We start from the raw sequence: 16,792 nt of genomic DNA, 5'->3' as shown, positions 1-16,792 counted from the left end.
GGCCGGATCAGATTCGGGCCAGCAGTGCCGCGATGGCCAATGCGGCGGGCAGGGCCTGGATATAGAGGATCTTGCGGCTAGCGGTCGCCGCCCCGAAGAGCCCGGCGACGAGGACGCAAGCCAGGAAGAACAGCTTGATCGCGAAGCCTTCCGCGCCGAGCCAAAGCCCCCAGGCGAGGCCGGCGACGAGGAAGCCGTTATAGAGCCCCTGATTGGCGGCGAGCACCTTCGAACGCGCGGCGAATTCCGGCGTGAGGCCGAAGGCCCTGTGGCCGCGCGGGGTGTCCCACCAGACCATCTCCAGAATGACGATGTAGACATGGATCAGCGCGACGAGGCCGATCAGAAGCGCTGCGATCATCGGTCGGACATCCTGCGGCGTGGGGTCTGGGCAATGATTAGACCGTACCGCTCATGATGGCGGCAAGGCGGGCGTAGCATTCATGCAGCGGGGTCGCGTCGTCCTTGGCCTGCTTGAGGAAGGCTTCGAGCGCGGGATGAAGGCGGATCGCCTCGTCGACCTCGGCCGAGGCGCCCTGGCGATAGGCGCCGAGGCGAATCAGTTCTTCCATGTCGGCATAGGTCGCGAGCGCCGAGCGGGCCTTCTGCACGACCGGGTAATAGGCCGGGTCGCAGGAGCGCGGCATCGTACGCGAGACCGATTTCAGGATGTTGACGGCCGGATAGCGGCCGCGCTCGGCGATGGAACGCTCCATCACGATATGGCCGTCGAGGATGCCGCGCACCGCGTCGGCGACCGGTTCGTCATGGTCGCCGCCATCGACCAGCACGGTGAAGAGGCCGGTGATGGCGCCATCGCCGGTGCCGGGGCCGGCGCGTTCGAGCAGGCGCGGCAATTCGGCGAAGACGGTCGGCGTGTAGCCCTTGGTGGTCGGCGGCTCGCCGGCCGCCAGCCCGATCTCGCGCATCGCCATGGCGAAGCGCGTCACCGAATCCATCAGGCACATCACCTGCAGGCCGCGATCGCGGAAATACTCGGCGAGCGTCAGCGTTGTCAGGGCAGCCTGCTTGCGCATCAGCGCCGGTTCGTCCGAGGTTGCGACGACGACGATCGAGCGGGCGAGGCCTTGCGGCCCGAGATCCTCCTGAAGGAACTCTTGCACCTCGCGGCCCCGCTCGCCGACGAGGCCGATGATGTTGACGTCGGCCTGCGCGTAGCGGGCGAGCATCGAGAGCAGCACGGACTTGCCGACGCCGGAGCCGGCGAAGATGCCCATGCGCTGGCCGATGCAGCAGGTCAGGAAGGTGTTGAGCGCGCGCACGCCGAGGTCGAGCGGTCGCCCGACGCGGCGCCGCTTATGGGCGTTCGGGGGATCGTTGCGATAGGCGAAGAGCGTGTCGCCCTGCGGCAGGGGCGGGCCGCCATCGACAGGGCGGCCGAGCGCATCGACGACGCGGCCGAGCCAGGCCGGCGTGGGGCGCAGGCCCGGCTGGGCACGGTCGACATGGACGGGGCAGCCACGGCGGACGCCGTCGAGCCCGCCGAAGGGCATGACCAGCGCCTTGTCGCCGGAGAAGCCGACGACCTCGCAAGGAACGCGCGTGCCGGGCGCGATCTCGATGCCGACGCGCCCGCCCAGGCTCATCGCGCCGATCGGCCCGGCGACCTCGACGAGCAGGCCGCGCACGCCGATGACGCGGCCATAGATCGTCACGCCTTCGATATGCTCGATGGCGGTCGCCAAAGCGGAGAGGCGGTCATGGCCGTGGGAGGGCGAATTCATCGGATCGTGTCAGCGTGGTCGGCAGGGTTCGCGCACATCATAGCGGCCGTCGGGAGCCCTGTGGATGATTTGGTAAGGGTTCCTAACAAATTGCGCTCATTTACCAGCTGTTAAGCTCTGTGGTTAAGACTGCAAATCGAGGCTGCCGCGTGTCGCAAGGCGATTATCGCCCTGTTTCCCGAAGCAAGCTTCCGCGAAAGGCGCTTTCGCGGCCGAGAAGTTCAGCGATCCGTGTCAAATTCGACTCACTTGGACAAGGATCGTTCACTTTCTCCGAGGAAGCGCTTGCGCTCGGGAATCACGGTTTGTTAACCAGTTTCCTCGTAGCGTGTCGCGTGGCGTTTCATTGGGCAAGTGCGTCGTCGTCCAGGGCCGAACGGTCCGGGCGGAAACAACGGTCAAACCTGCCCTGCGGGCGAAATTGGGGACGTGGACATGCGGGTTCTGCTGATCGAGGACGATAGCGCGACCGCTCAAAGCATCGAGCTTATGCTCAAATCGGAGAGCTTCAACGTCTATACGACGGACCTCGGCGAAGAGGGCGTCGATCTCGGCAAGCTCTACGATTACGACATCATCCTGCTCGACCTGAACCTCCCCGACATGTCGGGCTACGAGGTGCTGCGCTCGCTTCGCGTCGCAAAGGTCAAGACGCCGATCCTGATCCTCTCCGGCCTCGCCGGCATCGAGGACAAGGTGAAGGGTCTCGGCTTCGGCGCCGACGACTATCTCACCAAGCCGTTCCACAAGGACGAGCTCGTCGCCCGCATCCATGCGATCGTGCGCCGCTCGAAGGGCCATGCTCAGTCGGTCATCACCACCGGCGACTTGGTCGTCAATCTCGACACCAAGACGGTCGAGGTCGATGCCGCCCGCGTGCACCTGACCGGCAAGGAATACCAGATGCTGGAGCTGCTCTCGCTCCGCAAGGGCACGACGCTCACCAAGGAGATGTTCCTCAACCATCTCTATGGCGGCATGGACGAGCCCGAACTCAAGATCATCGACGTCTTCATCTGCAAGCTGCGCAAGAAGCTCGCCAACGCGTCGGACGGCAAGAACTACATCGAGACCGTCTGGGGCCGCGGCTACGTGCTGCGCGAGCCGTCCGAAGTCGACGAGCGCATCCCGGCCTGATGCATTTCCGTCGCCCGCCCGTCATCGGGCGGTCATGAAGCGACGGCATACCAGTTCTTGACCTGATCGTCGGATGTACACGACAGGTCGACGGGGACCCCGCCGAGAGGCGGGGTTTTTGTTTGTGCGGTGTCCGTCGCTAATGGCCGTCGGAGCTGAATGTCTCAGCGTCGTCATTCCGGGGCGCCCGAAAGGCGAGCCCGGAACCCATGGACACGACATCCGCCGTCTTGGCCGGGCTTGTGGCGAGCGTCACGAACTGGAACAGCGTCGTGTTCATGGGTTCAGGGCTCTTCGCTGACGCGAAGCCCCGGAATGACGAGGCTATTCCGGCAACGGGTGGCTTCGGCTCTCAGCCGCGCAGCGCGGTGGCGGTGATGGCGGGGCGCGGCCGCAGACTTGGCGCAGGAGAGGTGGCGACGGGGGCGGCTGCCATCCCGGCGTGCCGGTAGAGACCGCGGTGCTGCGGGTCGCAGGTCAGCTTCGTCGCCAGTCCCAGCACGGTTTCGGCCGCGCCGAGCACGAAGGCACCGTCCGGCACTAGGCGCGGCGTCAGCATCTCCAGCACCTTCACCTTGGTCGGCACGTCGAAATAGATCAGGACGTTGCGGCAGAAGACCACGTCGAAGCGGCCGAACTGGTCGTTGCGCTCCAGCAGGTTGTGCTGCTTGAACTCGACCATCGCGCGGATGCGCTGAGAGACCTGCCATTTGTCGCCGACCTGCTGGAAATGCTTCAGCAGCATCTGGATTGGCAGTCCGCGCTGGATTTCGAACTGGCTGTAGATGCCGGCGCGGGCCTTTTCCAGGATCTCCGCGGAGATGTCCGTGCCGAGAATCTCGATCTTCCAGCCGGCGAGCCGGTCGCCGAGCTCGTCGATCAGCATGGCCAGCGAATAGGCCTCCTGGCCGCTGGAGACGGCGGCGCACCAGATCCGCAGCGAGCGGCTGGCGGCGTTGGCGGCGAGCCGCTCGGGCAGGATGACGTCGCGGAACAGGTTGAACGGCGTCTGGTCGCGGAAGAACAGGGTCTCGTTCGTGGTCATCGCATCGACCACGGCGCTTTCGAGGCCCGGATCGCGGGAGAGCCTGAGCTGGCGGACGAGCGCCTCGAGATCGGCGATGCCGCGCCGGCGGCAGAGGATGCCGAGCCGGCTCTCGGCGAGATAGCGCTTGTCGGCGGTCAGCGACAGGCCGGAGCGCTGTTGCAGCAGAAGGCGCAGGAAGGCGAAATCGGCTTCGGTCATGCCGTCTGCACCCCGCGCACGAGGCAGCGGATCGAGGCGCCGATTTCGTCGAGCGCGACCACGGTGCTGGCATGGCGGGCCCGCACGACCGAGCCGGGCATGCCCCAGATGGTGCTGCTCGGCTCGTCCTGGGCGATGACCGCGGCGCCAGCCTTACGCAAGGCTCCGGCGCCATCGGTGCCGTCGCTGCCCATGCCGGTGAGGACGAGGCCGAGAGCGGCCGCGCCGAGATGGCGGGCGGCATCGCCGAACAGCACATCGACGGCCGGCCGGCAGAAATTGACGGGCGGCTCGTCGCCGATGCGGGCGACGATATGGCCGAGCCGGCGGTCGATGCCGAGATGGCGGCCGCCGGGCGCGATATAGACCGTGCCGCGCATCAGGCGCTCGCCGTCGAAAGGCTCGCGGGCGGGGACGCCGATATGGTTGGCGACCTGCTCGGCGAAGGAGGCGGTGAAGAGCGGCGGCATATGCTGGACGACGATCGTGGTGAGGTCGTTGAGGCCCTCGCCGATGTCGAACAGCACCTTGGCGACGGCGCGAGGGCCGCCCGTCGAGGCGCCGATCACGAGATAGCGCGGCATCACCGAGACGAGCGGACGCAGGTTGACGGGCCCGGCATGCGGCAGGTCGGTGTCGATCTCCGGCGGCAGCGCGCCAGGCCTGACCGGCGTGTGGACGATGTTACCGAGCTTGAGCAGGAACTCGCTGCGGAAGTCGAGCGACAGCGTCATGCCGCTTCGGCTATCGGGCTTCGAGACCACGTCCATGGCGCCCCGCGTCATGCATTCCAGCGCGAGGCGGGTGTTGCGCTCGTTCAGGGTCGCCGCGAGCAGGACGCCGGTATTCGGGCTTTCCCTGAGGATCTGGGGCAGGGCGGCGGCGCCGTCGACGCCAGGCATGTCGAGGTCGAGCACCATCACGTCGGGCTTGAAGCGGGTGGCATGGGCGACCGCGGTCTCGCCGTCGCCGGCGACGGCGACGACATGGAAATTGCCGGCCTCGCCCAGCCAGCGCGCGAAGAGCCCGCGCACAACGACGGAATCGTCGGCGATCACCACGGTTTTGTGCCGCGATGCGGGGCTTGCGGGAAGCGCGCGCGGAGACAACATCGGCATGTTTCTCTCTAGGCTGGCGGCATAGGCGAAGGCATCTCGGTCAAGGCGTCGCCGATGCCCTGTCGCATCGGCAGGCTTCCACTCAGAGCAATCCGACCTGATGGAATTTCGAAGCCACGATCTCCTTGTCGAAGGGCTTCATGATGTATTCGTCGGCGCCTGCGTGCATGGCGCGGGCGATATGGGCGATGTCGTTCTCGGTGGTGCAGAAGACCACCTTGGGGCGCTTGCCGCCCGGCATCTGGCGCAGTGTGCGCAGGAACTCGTAGCCGTCCATGATCGGCATGTTCCAGTCGAGCAGCACGGCGTCCGGCATCTCGCCCTTGCAGGCGTCGATGGCGCGCGCGCCATCCTCGGCCTCGGCGATGCGGAACTGCAGCCCTTCCAGGATGCGGCGGGCCACCTTGCGGATCACCGCTGAGTCGTCGACGACGAGGCAGTATTTCATGACTGGGTCTCCAAAAACTGTGGCGCTGCCATCAGGCCGCGCTGCGAAGGTCGAGATCGAGGACGGCGTCGAGGTCGAGGACGACGAGAAGCTCGCCGGCCAGGCGATGGATGCCCGTCGCCAGCGCCGCCCAGACGCGATCGAGATGAACCGGAAGCGGCTCGAAGGTGGACCGGTCGAGCCGGATGACCTCGCCGACCGCATCGACGATGAGCGCGTAGGCCTCGCCGCCATGGTCGATGCCGATCGCGGTCAATTCGGTGCGGCCCTGTCCGTCGAGCCGCAGGGGAGCGGGGCGCCCAAGCCGCTTGCGCAGGCAGATCGCTGTGACGATGCGGCCGCGCAGGTTGATCAGGCCGACGATCTCGTCGGGCGCGCGCGGGACGACCGTGATGCGGTTGGCGATGAAGACGTCCTGGACGCGGCCGATCGGCAGACCGAGCAGCTGCTCGCCGACGCGGATCGTCACGTAGTCGAGCGAATCGCCGAAGCCAGGCGCGGCGGGCACGGGAGAATGAGGTTCGTTCGCCATCATGCCGCATGCCTCAGGTCGGCGCCGGCCGTATTGAGCTCGCTCAGCAGGGCGCGACGGTCGAATTTCGCGACGACATCGTCGAAACCGGCCTGGACAGCCCGCATGTGCAGGTCCGGCGTGGCGCAAGTGGTGAGCCCGAGGATGCGCAGGCGCTCCCCCTTGGTCCGCTCGCGCAGGATCGCGGCAAAGGCGAAGGCGGCGTCGCTGTCGCGATCGAGATCGAGCATCGCGGTCATGATCGGCTCGCCGCCGGCGAGCCCCGTCTCGCTGAAGTCGGACAGGGTCGCGATGGTCCGGCCCGAAGCCTTCAGGACCGGGCCGAGCATGTCGCGCAGGAAGTCGGAAGGTTCGACCAGCAGGATCCGGCCGGGAAGCTCCGCGCTGCGCCCGCCCGCGAGCCAGCCGGGCTCGTTCAGCGGCAGATAGTGGGCGAGATCGAGAACGTCGGTAGCGCGGCCGCGGATCATGGCCGAGCCGATGATGCCACGCTCCTCCGCCGCCGCCATTTCCAGCTCGAAGGTGTCCTCGACGATGTCGACGATGGCCTCGACGGCGAGCGCCACCGTGAGGTCGCCGTTCGAGACGATGACCAGCGGCTGGATGCCCTTGTCGCGCAGCTGCGTCTCCGCCACCGGCGTCACCGGAACCAGGCGCCCGCGATAATGCAGCAATGTGCGGCTGCCGCTGCGCTGGAACTCGCCGGCCTCGATCTCCTCCAGCCGCGTGACGAGGGAGAGCGGCAGCGCCTGGAGGCTGCCGGTGCCGGCGCGGAAGACGAGCATGGTCGTACGCTCGCCGCGATGCACCTGGGCTGCCGCCTCGCGCGGTTCCTGTTGGACATCCTCGGTGATCGCCGCCCCGACCAGGCGCGCGACGCCGTTGGGATCGACGATGAGCACGACGGTGCCGTCGCCGAGGATCGTGTTGCCGGAAAACAGGTGGATGTGGCGCAGCTTGCTCGACATCGGCTTCACCACGATTTCCTCGGTGTGGAAGACGCTGTCGACGAGAATGCCGAATTGCCGCTCGCCGATCTGGGTGACGACGATGAAGCCCTCGCCATCCGTCCGCCCGGCATGTTCCTTGCCGGAGGAGGCCATCAGCCCCGGCAGCGAGACGATCGGCAGCAGGCGCCCGCGCAGCCGCAGCACCGGAGCGCCGTTGATCTCCTCGATGCGGTTGTCGTCGCCGGCCTTCGCCCGCACCAGCTCGCGCACGGCGATCTGGGGGATGGCGTAGCGGTCCTCGCCGGCGACCACGATCAGCGCGGAGATGATGGCGAGGGTCAGCGGGATCTTGATGGTGATGGTCGTGCCGAGGCCGGGGCGGCTCGCGACATCGACCGTGCCGCCGATCGAATCGACATTCGCCTTGACGACATCCATGCCGACGCCGCGGCCCGAGACTGCCGTCACGTTGTCGGCGGTGGAGAAGCCGGGATGGAAGATGAAGCGACCGATCTGGCCGTCGCTCAGCCGTTCAAGCTCCGCCTCCGTGGCCAGGCCCTTGGCGATGGCCTTATCGCGGATGCGCTCGATGTTGAGGCCGCGCCCGTCATCGGCGATCGAGATCGTGACCGAGCCGCCCTCGTGATAGGCGGCGAGGCGGATCGTGCCGTGCTCGGGCTTGCCGGCCTCGCGCCGGTCGGCCGGCAATTCGATCGCATGGTCGGCGCAGTTGCGGACCATGTGGATCAGCGGGTCCTTGATCAGGTCGAGGATCTGCCGGTCGAGCTCGGTCTCGGCGCCTTCGGTGATCAGTTCGATGCGCTTGCCCAGTTCGGCGCTGAGATCGCGCACGATGCGCGGCAGCTTCGACCAGGCGTTGCCGATCGGCTGCATGCGCGTCTTCATCACGCCGTCCTGCAGTTCGGCGGTGATCAGCGACAGGCGCTGGAGCGGGGCCTTGAGCCCGGCATCCTCCTGCCGCCTGGAGACCTCGAGGAGCTGGTTGCGCGTCAGGACCAGCTCCGAGACCATCGTCATCAGATGCTCGATCGTATCGACATTGACGCGCAGCGTGGCCGGGCCCGTGTTGCTGCTGCGCACCGGGCCATGCGTCTCCTCGGCCGGGGCGGCGATTTCGTGGCCTTCGATCCGACCGTCGGGACCGCGCTGCGGGCCCGGCGCGCTGCGAAAGATGATGTCTTCCGCGCTGCTCGCGACAGGGGCGGCCTGGCCGTGGCGCGCGAGATAAGCCGCGACCGGATCGAGCGAAGGATCGGCCGGCGGATTCAGCTTGAGCTCGCCCTTGGCATGCTCGGCCAGCGCGAACAACTCGCCGATCAGCGTCTCGTCATTGCCTTCCGGCTCCTGCCCCTTTTCGGCGAGCTCGGCCAGAATGTCCTTGATCCGGTCGATGGTCTCCAGGATCGCGGTGACGGCGCTGGGCTTGACGGTCGCACCATCACGGAACTGCCCGATCACCGACTCGGCGGCATGGGTCAGCGCTTCCAGCCGGGGCAGGCCGATGAAGCCGCAGGTGCCCTTCACCGTATGGACCAGCCGGAAGATGTTCCGCAGGATGTCGCGGTCGTTGGGGTCCTGCTCGAAGCGAACGAGTTCCCGATCGACCGTGTCGAGATTCTCGCCGGTCTCCGTCAGGAACTCTTGCAGCAGCTCGTCCATGCAGGAACTTCACTCAACGCGGAACGCTGCAGGAACTAAAGCAGGAGAACGGTTTATGATCGGTTGAGATCGCGCCTCGACCGGTAACGATCGTTCACGCAGCCTTGGTGGCTTTGATCGTCACCGTGTCGCCCTCGATGGCGAAGGTGATGCCCATCCCGGCGGCGCGGGCGACCATGCCGGTATAGAGCGGCTGGACGGCATGGGCGTCGATCGTGCCCGTCTCCGAACGCCCGGCGATGAGCTCCTCGACATGGGCGGGAATCCGGGCATGCGAGCCGGTCGCGGTGATCTCGAACGTGCCCTGCTCGCCCTCGACAGTCGCGCGCGAGACGAGCTTGCCGCCGCGCGGCACGGCCTGCGTCGCCAGCACCAGCAGGTTGAGCAGGAGCTTGACCTGGTTCTTCGGCAGCAGGGCGCGCGGCGCCTCCCAGTCGAGCGAGAGCTTCTCATCGTTGAGGAAGCCGTTGGCGACATTGCCGGCATCGCCGAGATCGATCATCGCGCCGGCGGAACCGGCTGCGCCGAAGGCGAGACGGGCGAATTGCAGGCGGGCCGAGGCGGCGCGCGCGCTCTTCTTGATCAGCTCCAGCGCGAAATCGCGCATCGACGGATCGTCTTCCTCCAGAACCTCGAGAGCGTTGACAATCGCGCCGACCGGGCTGATCACGTCATGACAGACACGGCTGCAGAGAAGCGCAGCCAGATCGAGCGGCTCGAGCGAGATGTCGGTCATGGGGGCTGGGTCCTGGGAAACGGTGATGCGCCGGAATTGGGGCGTCGTTGTCGCTTGATATGCTGGCATCTTGGTTTTCATGTGGTTAATCGCCATATCGGGAGCGATCACGGGAAGGATGGGCCGCGATGATCGGCCATGACGATCCCCGCCTGCGCGATCGCGACGGGCTGGGGCGCAAATTGGCGGAAGCTGCCGGCGTGAGCGCCGCGGTCCTGCTGGCGAAGCGCGCAGCACGCGACGTCCGGATGAAGAGCGACGGCACGCCCGTCTGCTCCGCCGACCTTGCGGCCGACCATGCCGCCAAGGAGGCTTTGGCGCGCCTGCTGCCGGGCTTTCCGATCGTCAGCGAGGAAACCGCGCAGGACGCGGCGCCCGGCGCGATCTTCATCCTGCTCGACCCGCTCGACGGCACGCGCGAGTTCCTTGCGGGCGGCGACAGCTACTGCGTGGCGATCGCCGTGGTCAGCGACGGCCGCCCGATCGCGGGCGCGATCGCGGCCCCGGCCATCGGACGACTCTGGTTCTCAGGCGAGCATGCCTTTGAACAGGACTTCGCTCCGGACGGCGCCCTTCTGGGCGAAGCGCGGCGGACGAGCGTCCGGGCCGTGCCGGGCGAGGGGCCGGTCGCGCTGGTCAGCCGCTTCCATGGCGACGGTCGCAGCGACGGCATCGCGGCCTCGATGTGTTGCAGCAAGGGCATCCCGGTCTCGTCGGCGGTGAAATTCGGGATGATCGCCTCGGGCGAGGCCGATATCCATGTCCGCTGCGGCCAGACGATGGAATGGGACATCGCTGCCGGCGATGCCATTCTCTCGGCGGCGGGCGGGATCGTGCTGACCCTGGACGGCACGCTGCCGGATTACGGCCGCAGCGAGCGGCAGTTCCGCAACCCGCCTTTCGTGGCGGCATCGAGCGAAGCTCTGGCCCGGCAGGCGATCGCCGGGGATTGTGGCGGCTAAGGCCGAGCGGCTAGCGGGCGACGGAGCGCAGCACGGCGTTCCAGCGGCTTTCGGCCTGCGCCAGCAAGCCGGCTTCCCGCAGGAAACGCTGGCGGTTCTCGGCCGAGCGGAACAGGTAAAGGCGCGATCCGATCACCGCGAACAGGCTGGGATCGCTTTCGACGGCGACGCCATTGGCGACACCGGTTGGATCGAAGCCGCCAAAGGCCGGCGCGTAGATCTGCGGAGCGTCGCGGAAGGCTTCGAGATTGGCCTGCGAGGCAAAGCGCCAGACGAAACGGTTCTGGATGAGCTCATATTCGGCGCGTCCGGCCAGCGGCTTTGCGCCGAGTCGATAGGAGACCGGATCGAAGCCGTTGATGGCGAGACCGGTGTGCAGGTCCCGCTGCATCACCTCGCCGAGCGACGGCATGTCCGGCAGGGTCGGGAAGGGCACGGGCGTCGCCGCGGCCGGCGTGGCGGAAGGGGTACTCGCCAGGGCTGGCCGTCCGGTCGGGGAGAGGATCGAGAGACCAGCCGCGAGCAAGACCCAGCGCTGCCTTGTTGCGGCCTTCATCGCATCAAATCCTCAATGGGACCTCATCCCGGGCCAAGCGGCTCTCCGGAATCTTCACGCCTTGGATAGATTTACGGCGTATCAAATCCGTTACCGAATTGATTCGCATTCGCCGAGCGTCACGTTTCGACGTTCGGTCGGGCGGCGGATGGCCCAGGATCGGCCCGCCCCCCGGCCCGTCTCGCCTCCATCCCGGGCCGGCTGCCGCGCAGCCTTCGCCGGTGCCGAGCGGACGGACGATCGAACCGCCCCGGCGCTCTGCCTTGTCTGGCGCCCTGCCTGGAGATGTCGCTGATGACCCAGACCCGCCGCAATCTGATCACGGGCGGTCTCGCCGTGGCCGGCGCGAGCCTGAGCGGGATGCCGCTTCCGGCGCTCGCTCAGAAGTACAAGGAACAGCAATCGTTCACCCAGAACGAACTCGTCGGCTCCGGCCACAAGTTCTTCGGCAACGTCTCGCGTGGGCTTGCGCTGACGATCGAGGAGGCGGTGCGCCGCTGGGGCGAGCCGAACGGCTATGTCCTTGGCCAGGAAGCCTCCGGCGCCTTCGTCGGTGGTCTGCGCTATGGCGAGGGCCAGCTCTATACCCGTAATGCCGGTGACCGCCGCGTATTCTGGCAAGGACCTTCGATCGGCTTCGATTTCGGCGGCGAGGGCGCGCGCACGATGATGCTGGTCTACAACCTGCCGGTGGTCGACGCGCTCTACCAGCGCTTCGCCGGTGTCGATGGCTCGGCCTATTTCATCGGCGGCTTCGGTTTCACCGCGCTCACGGCCGAGGGCATCACCGTGGTGCCGATCCGCACCGGCGTCGGCTGGCGGCTCGGCGTCAATCTCGGCTATCTCAAGTTCACGCAGCAGGCGACCTGGAACCCGTTCTAGGCCGGGGCGACTACCTCTGGCCATGGCGCCCCTGCCATGGCAGATTCGGCCTCAGCCCATAGCCGGGAGTCCTGAGACTTGATCGAAGCCGCCATGCTGTTCGCGCTCGGCTTCCTCTGCGCCGCCCTCATGGCCCTGGCGGCCGTGCCGGCGCTGGCGCGGCGGGCCGACAGGCTGGCGCGCAAGCGGGCCGAGGCCGCATTCCCGTTGTCGCTCGCCGAAATCGCTGCCGATCGCGATCATCTGCGCGCCGAGCTTGCCCTGCGCATGCGCTCGGCCGAGCAAGATGCCGAGCGCGGCTTCGCCGCCAAGGCCGGCGCGATGCAGGAACTCGGCCGGCGCGACATGACGATCGGCCGGCTGGAACGCGAGCTCGGCGAGCGCGACGCCCGGATCGGCGGGCTCGAAATCGATCTCGCGCAGACACGCGGCGAGCTTGCCGATACGCAGACCGCGCTCGCCAGTGAACGGTCCGGCCATGGTGAAACAACTGCCACGCTGGAGAAGCGGGTGGCGGATCTCGCGAGCCTCGAACGCAATCTGGAAGAGACGCGCTCGGCCTTGACCGGCACCGGCGCCGATCTGGTCGCGCGCAACGGCGAGCTGGATCGTGAGCGGGAGGCGGTCGGGCGGATCGAGACCTTGCTGGCGGAGCGCGAGCGGGAACTGGCCGAGAGCCGCAATGGCGCCGAGAAATTGCGCGTCGCGCAGGTCGAGGACGGAACCCGCATCATGGTGCTGCAGGCCAAGGGCGACGAGCTTGCGAACAAGCTCGCCGTGACCGAGAAGCGCCTCGTCCAGAGCGAGGCGGCGCTGCGCGCGATGACCGGTGAGCGCGATGGCGAGCGGGTGCGGGCCGATGCCTTCGATGCGCGGGCCGCACAGGCCGAGGCCGGGCTCGCGGCGGCCGATGCCCGCGCCAGCGCGGCAGGCGTGGCGGCACAGCAGCTCGACACGCAGCTTCGGCAGGAACAGGCCGACCATGCCGCGACCAGGGATATGCGTGGAGCACTGGACCTGGCGCTGGCTGCTGCGAAGGACGACCATGAGGCGGCCAAGCGGCGAAACCGGGAGGAGGTCGCGACCTTGCAGGACGCTCAGAACGAACGCGAGAGCCAGATCGAGATGCTGCGCGCCGAGCTTCAGACGCTGCAGGGCGCGCTGACCCAGGCGCGGGACGATCGCACCAAGCTCATGGACGAGATTTCCGGTCTTCGCCGGGCAGGATGTGCGGGCGTCAACGACGCGGCCTTGCGCCAGGAGATCGTCAAGCTGGCGGACCGGCTGATGAGCGCGGCGCCGAAGCGCGAGGCGGCGGAATAGGCGCGGCCGCAGGCATCCTCGGCCGTCGAATTCTTCGCCGACAGCGGATTTCACTTTGCCATTCGATGTTCTAGGAAGGCTGTGTTCCCGGCGTTCCCACGCCATCTGAATGGTTTGAAACGTGACCGACAGCCGCTTCGATCTCCTTTGCCTCGGCGAACCGCTCGGCGAGTTCAATGCGACCCGCGCCGAGAGCGGCGCCTTCCTGTTCGGCCATGGCGGCGACACCTCGAACTGCGCGGTCGCGGCGGCGCGTCAGGGCATGTCGGTCGGCTATCTCGGTGCACTCGGCGATGACAGTGCCGGCCATTCGATCCGCGGTCTGTGGAAGCGCGAAGGCGTCGACGACAGCCATGTCGCGACCCATCCGAGCGCGCCGACCGGCCTCTATTTCGTCGATCACGGCCCTTCCGGTCACGTCTTCTCCTATCTGCGCGCCGGATCGGCCGCGAGCCTCTACGGTCCGCGCGACCTGCCGCGAGACCTGATCCGCTCCGCCCGGATCATCCAGGCCTCCGGCATCAGCCAGGCGATCTCGGCCAGCGCCTGCGACGCGGTGTTCGATGCATTCGATACCGCGCGCAAGGCCGGTGTGCTCACCGCCTACGACACCAATCTGCGCCTGAAGCTCTGGCCGCTGACCCGCGCTAGGGCGATTGTCCACGCCGCCTGCGCCATGGCCGACATCATCCTGCCCGGCCTCGACGATGCGACGCAGCTCACCGGCCTGAACAACCCCGACGCCATCGTCGATTTCTATCTCGGCCTCGGTGCGCGCGTGGTCGCGCTGACGCTCGGCCATGAGGGCTCGCTGGTGGCGACGCCGGTCCGGCGCGAGCGCTTCCGGCCGATCAAGGTCGATGCGATCGACGCGACCGGCGCGGGCGACTGCTATGACGGCGCCTTCCTCGCCGAATACCTGCGAACGGGCGATGCCTTCGCCGCCGGCGCCTATGCCAATGTCGCGGCGGCGCTGTCGACGCTGGGCTATGGCGCAGTCGCGCCGCTGCCGCGCCGCGCCGATGTCGAGGCACGCATCGCCGCGGAGGCGCGTTCCTGATGAGCGTTCCGGTTCTGAAGAGGGCAGGCGATCTCCTCGCCCGCTACGATGTGCTGATCAGCGATGTCTGGGGCGTCGTGCATGACGGGCTCTGGGCGCTGGAGCCGGCCTGCGAGGCCTTGATGGCCTATCGCGAACGCGGCGGCACGGTGGTGCTGCTCTCGAACGCGCCGGGGCCGTCGCAGCAGGTCGCCGGGCTGCTCGATGCCAAGCGCGTGCCGCGCGAGGCCTGGGACCGGCTGGTCACGTCCGGTGACGTCACGCGCGCCCTGATCGCTGAGAGCCATCACAAGCGCGCCTACCATATCGGCTGGCAGAGCGACCGGGCCGTGTTCGACGGGCTCGATGTCACGCTCGTCGACGAGGACAAGGCGGATATCGTCGTCGCGACCGAGCTCAACGACTACCGCACCGAGACGCCGGAGCAGTACCGGCCATTGCTGGAGCGCTTTGCCCGGCGCGGCCTGCCCTTCATTTGCGGCAATCCCGATCTCGTCGTGCATGTCGGCGAGGACCTGCTGCCCTGCGCCGGTGCGCTGGCGACGATCTACGAGGAACTCGGCGGCTCCGTCGCCTGGGCCGGCAAGCCCTATCGCCCGGCCTATGACCTTGCGCTCGCGGCGGCGGCCGATGCGCGCGGCGGCCGGCCGGTTGAGACCGGCAAGGTGCTGGTGATCGGCGATGCGGTGCGCACCGATCTGGCCGGTGCACGCCTGATGGGCTTTGACAGCCTGTTCATAGCCGGCGGCATCCATCGTGACGAGACGATGCGGGGCGGGGAGGTCGATGCGGCCGGCCTCGCCAAGGTGATGGACGGATTGCCCGTCCAGCCGATCGCGGCGATGGGCGCGCTGGCCTGAGGCGCGTGTTCAGTGCGCGTCGCCCGTGCGGGCGTCGCGCAAGGTCGTCAGCGTGATGACGATGCAGAGCAGCATGCCGATGATCGACAGGATCGCTGCCGCGCGGAAGCCGACCATAAAGGCTTCGCTGGCCCGCGCCAGCATCGGGCCGGCCTGATCGGGCGAAAGCCCCGCGGCCAGCGCCAGTGCACCGCCCAAAGTCGAGCGAGCCGGAGCGAGCGCGTCCGTACTGACGCCGGACACCGCGATATCCGCCATGCGGTTGCGATAGAGCGCGGCGCCCAGGCTGCCGAGCACGGCGATGCCGAGCGCGCCGCCGAGTTCGGCCGAGGTTTCCGACATGGCCGAGGCCGCTCCGGTGCGCTCGGGCGGGGCCGAGCCGACGACGATGCCGGTCGTCAGCGTGATCACCGGCGTGAAGCCGATCGAGAACACGACGGAGGCCGCGACGATCTGGATCAGGCTCGGTGCGAAGACGAGCCAGGTGAAGCCGATCGCCGAGAGCGCCATGCCGCCGGCCATCAAGGTCGCCGGCTTGTAGCGCCCGACCAGTGCGGGCGTGACGAAGGAGGCGAGCGTGAAGGCGATAGCCGAAGGCAGCGACCAGAGCCCGGCTTGCAGCGGCGTCAAACCGGCGACGAGCTGGAAATACTGCGCCATGAAGATGAAGCTGCCGAACATGAACAGGATGCCGGCGAGGTTGATCGCGAGCGCCGCCCGGAAGGCGGGAATCCGGAACATCGCGAGATCGACCATCGGGTCGGCGAGCCGCTTCTGGCGCCGGATGAAAATCAGGACGAAGGCGAGCCCGACGAGGATCGCCGCTGCGGCCAGCCAGTCGAAGCCCTCGGCCGCCCAGTGCTTGATGCCGTAAACGAGGCTCAGCACGGCCGCGAGTGAGAGCAGCGCGCTGAAGACATCGAGGCTGCCGGCATTCGGGGCGCGGTACTCCGGCAGCAGGATGGGACCGATCGCGAGCAGGAGCAGCATCGGCGGCACGGCGATCAGGAAGACCGAGCCCCACCAGAAATATTCGATCAGGAAGCCGCCGACGACCGGGCCGATAATCGCGCCGGCCGAAAAGCTGGCGATCCACATCGAGATGGCGAAGGTGCGCTCCTTCTCGTCGGTGAACATCACGGTGATCAGCGAGAGCGTCGAGGGCGCGAGCGTTGCGCCGGCGATGCCGAGCACGGCGCGCATCGCGATCAGCATCTCCGCGCTGTTCGAGAAGGCGGCCACCGTCGAGGCGACGCCGAAGAAGGCGGCGCCGATCATCAGCAGGCGGCGACGGCCGATGCGATCGCCCAGCGTGCCCATGGTCATCAGGAAGCCGGCGACCATGAAGCCGTAGATGTCGATGATCCAGAGCAGCTGGCTGGCGCTGGGCTTCAATTCGCGCGTCAGCGTCGGCACCGCGAGGTTCAGCACCGTCAGATCCATCGAATAGATCATGCAGGGCAGCGCGATCGCGATCAGGCCGAGCCATTCGCGCCGCGTCGCCTTCTCGCCCCGGATCGAAGCGGGTGCCGCCGTCATGGTTGTCTCGCAAGTCTG

17 protein-coding genes are annotated in these 16,792 nt (G+C 67.6%); 6 read left to right on the top strand and 11 right to left on the bottom strand.

Features of this window, described 5'->3' with window-relative positions:
• Positions 1-7 precede the first annotated feature (7 nt).
• Complete coding sequence (locus tag AC3WMA_RS08125) at positions 8-361, bottom strand: DUF1304 domain-containing protein (protein WP_492284895.1); 354 nt, start codon at positions 359-361, stop codon at positions 8-10.
• Positions 362-398: 37 nt separating this feature from the next.
• The gene (fliI, locus tag AC3WMA_RS08120) at positions 399-1,745 is read right to left on the bottom strand and encodes a flagellar protein export ATPase FliI (protein WP_492284894.1); all 1,347 of its coding nucleotides are present in this window, start codon (positions 1,743-1,745) and stop codon (positions 399-401) included.
• A 435-nt stretch (positions 1,746-2,180) separates the two neighbouring features.
• Here fliI and ctrA point away from each other — a divergent pair, with 435 nt between their 5' ends.
• The gene (gene ctrA / locus AC3WMA_RS08115; RefSeq protein WP_265055836.1) at positions 2,181-2,882 is read left to right on the top strand and encodes a response regulator transcription factor CtrA; all 702 of its coding nucleotides are present in this window, start codon (positions 2,181-2,183) and stop codon (positions 2,880-2,882) included.
• A gap of 139 nt (positions 2,883-3,021) precedes the next feature.
• Here ctrA and AC3WMA_RS08110 read toward each other — a convergent pair whose 3' ends face one another.
• The 7 genes from AC3WMA_RS08110 to chpT form a co-directional block, all read right to left on the bottom strand.
• Complete coding sequence (locus tag AC3WMA_RS08110) at positions 3,022-3,162, bottom strand: hypothetical protein (protein ID WP_492284893.1); 141 nt, start codon at positions 3,160-3,162, stop codon at positions 3,022-3,024.
• Positions 3,163-3,234: 72 nt separating this feature from the next.
• Positions 3,235-4,128: a CheR family methyltransferase gene (locus AC3WMA_RS08105; RefSeq protein WP_492284892.1), complete on the bottom strand. Its 894-nt coding sequence runs from the start codon at positions 4,126-4,128 to the stop codon at positions 3,235-3,237.
• Positions 4,125-5,246, bottom strand: a complete 1,122-nt coding sequence (gene cheB / locus AC3WMA_RS08100; RefSeq protein WP_492284891.1) for a chemotaxis-specific protein-glutamate methyltransferase CheB — start codon at positions 5,244-5,246, stop codon at positions 4,125-4,127. Before cheB ends, AC3WMA_RS08105 begins: the two co-directional genes overlap by 4 nt.
• An 82-nt stretch (positions 5,247-5,328) precedes the next feature.
• Positions 5,329-5,694, bottom strand: a complete 366-nt coding sequence (locus AC3WMA_RS08095) for a response regulator (protein WP_038359309.1) — start codon at positions 5,692-5,694, stop codon at positions 5,329-5,331.
• Between the two features lie 31 nt (positions 5,695-5,725).
• Positions 5,726-6,226: a chemotaxis protein CheW gene (locus tag AC3WMA_RS08090; protein WP_492284890.1), complete on the bottom strand. Its 501-nt coding sequence runs from the start codon at positions 6,224-6,226 to the stop codon at positions 5,726-5,728.
• Positions 6,226-8,856, bottom strand: coding sequence for a chemotaxis protein CheW (locus tag AC3WMA_RS08085; RefSeq protein WP_492284889.1), 2,631 nt, complete (start codon positions 8,854-8,856; stop codon positions 6,226-6,228). Before AC3WMA_RS08085 ends, AC3WMA_RS08090 begins: the two co-directional genes overlap by 1 nt.
• A 94-nt stretch (positions 8,857-8,950) precedes the next feature.
• A complete protein-coding gene (chpT, locus tag AC3WMA_RS08080) occupies positions 8,951-9,592 on the bottom strand; it encodes a histidine phosphotransferase ChpT (protein WP_492284888.1) in 642 nt (213 codons plus the stop codon).
• 128 nt (positions 9,593-9,720) lie between these two features.
• Here chpT and AC3WMA_RS08075 point away from each other — a divergent pair, with 128 nt between their 5' ends.
• Positions 9,721-10,554 (top strand): 3'(2'),5'-bisphosphate nucleotidase CysQ family protein, encoded by an 834-nt coding sequence (locus tag AC3WMA_RS08075; protein WP_492284887.1) that lies wholly within the window; start codon positions 9,721-9,723, stop codon positions 10,552-10,554.
• A gap of 10 nt (positions 10,555-10,564) precedes the next feature.
• On the opposite strand, the gene AC3WMA_RS08070 is transcribed toward AC3WMA_RS08075, so the two are convergent.
• Entirely contained in the window at positions 10,565-11,110 is a 546-nt protein-coding gene (locus AC3WMA_RS08070) for a YHS domain-containing (seleno)protein (protein ID WP_492284886.1), read from the bottom strand.
• Positions 11,111-11,470: 360 nt separating this feature from the next.
• Between AC3WMA_RS08070 and AC3WMA_RS08065 the strand changes: the two genes are divergently transcribed.
• From AC3WMA_RS08065 to AC3WMA_RS08050, 4 genes are all read left to right on the top strand, one after another.
• The gene (locus tag AC3WMA_RS08065) at positions 11,471-11,992 is read left to right on the top strand and encodes a DUF1134 domain-containing protein (protein WP_492286071.1); all 522 of its coding nucleotides are present in this window, start codon (positions 11,471-11,473) and stop codon (positions 11,990-11,992) included.
• Positions 11,993-12,070: 78 nt separating this feature from the next.
• Positions 12,071-13,315 (top strand): hypothetical protein, encoded by a 1,245-nt coding sequence (locus tag AC3WMA_RS08060; RefSeq protein WP_492284885.1) that lies wholly within the window; start codon positions 12,071-12,073, stop codon positions 13,313-13,315.
• 121 nt (positions 13,316-13,436) lie between these two features.
• Complete coding sequence (locus AC3WMA_RS08055) at positions 13,437-14,375, top strand: sugar kinase (protein WP_492284884.1); 939 nt, start codon at positions 13,437-13,439, stop codon at positions 14,373-14,375.
• Complete coding sequence (locus tag AC3WMA_RS08050) at positions 14,375-15,235, top strand: TIGR01459 family HAD-type hydrolase (protein ID WP_492284883.1); 861 nt, start codon at positions 14,375-14,377, stop codon at positions 15,233-15,235. The genes AC3WMA_RS08055 and AC3WMA_RS08050 overlap by 1 nt, the downstream gene beginning before the upstream one ends.
• A gap of 9 nt (positions 15,236-15,244) precedes the next feature.
• Here the strand turns inward: AC3WMA_RS08050 and AC3WMA_RS08045 are convergent, their stop codons facing one another.
• Positions 15,245-16,774 (bottom strand): MFS transporter, encoded by a 1,530-nt coding sequence (locus tag AC3WMA_RS08045; RefSeq protein ID WP_492284882.1) that lies wholly within the window; start codon positions 16,772-16,774, stop codon positions 15,245-15,247.
• Positions 16,775-16,792: the final 18 nt, after the last annotated feature.

It is taken from the genome of Allobosea sp. FW305-C-101, from assembly GCF_058783685.1.
The sequence above is the reverse complement of the archived record's forward strand: the minus strand, read 5'-3'. Positions and strand labels throughout refer to the sequence as shown.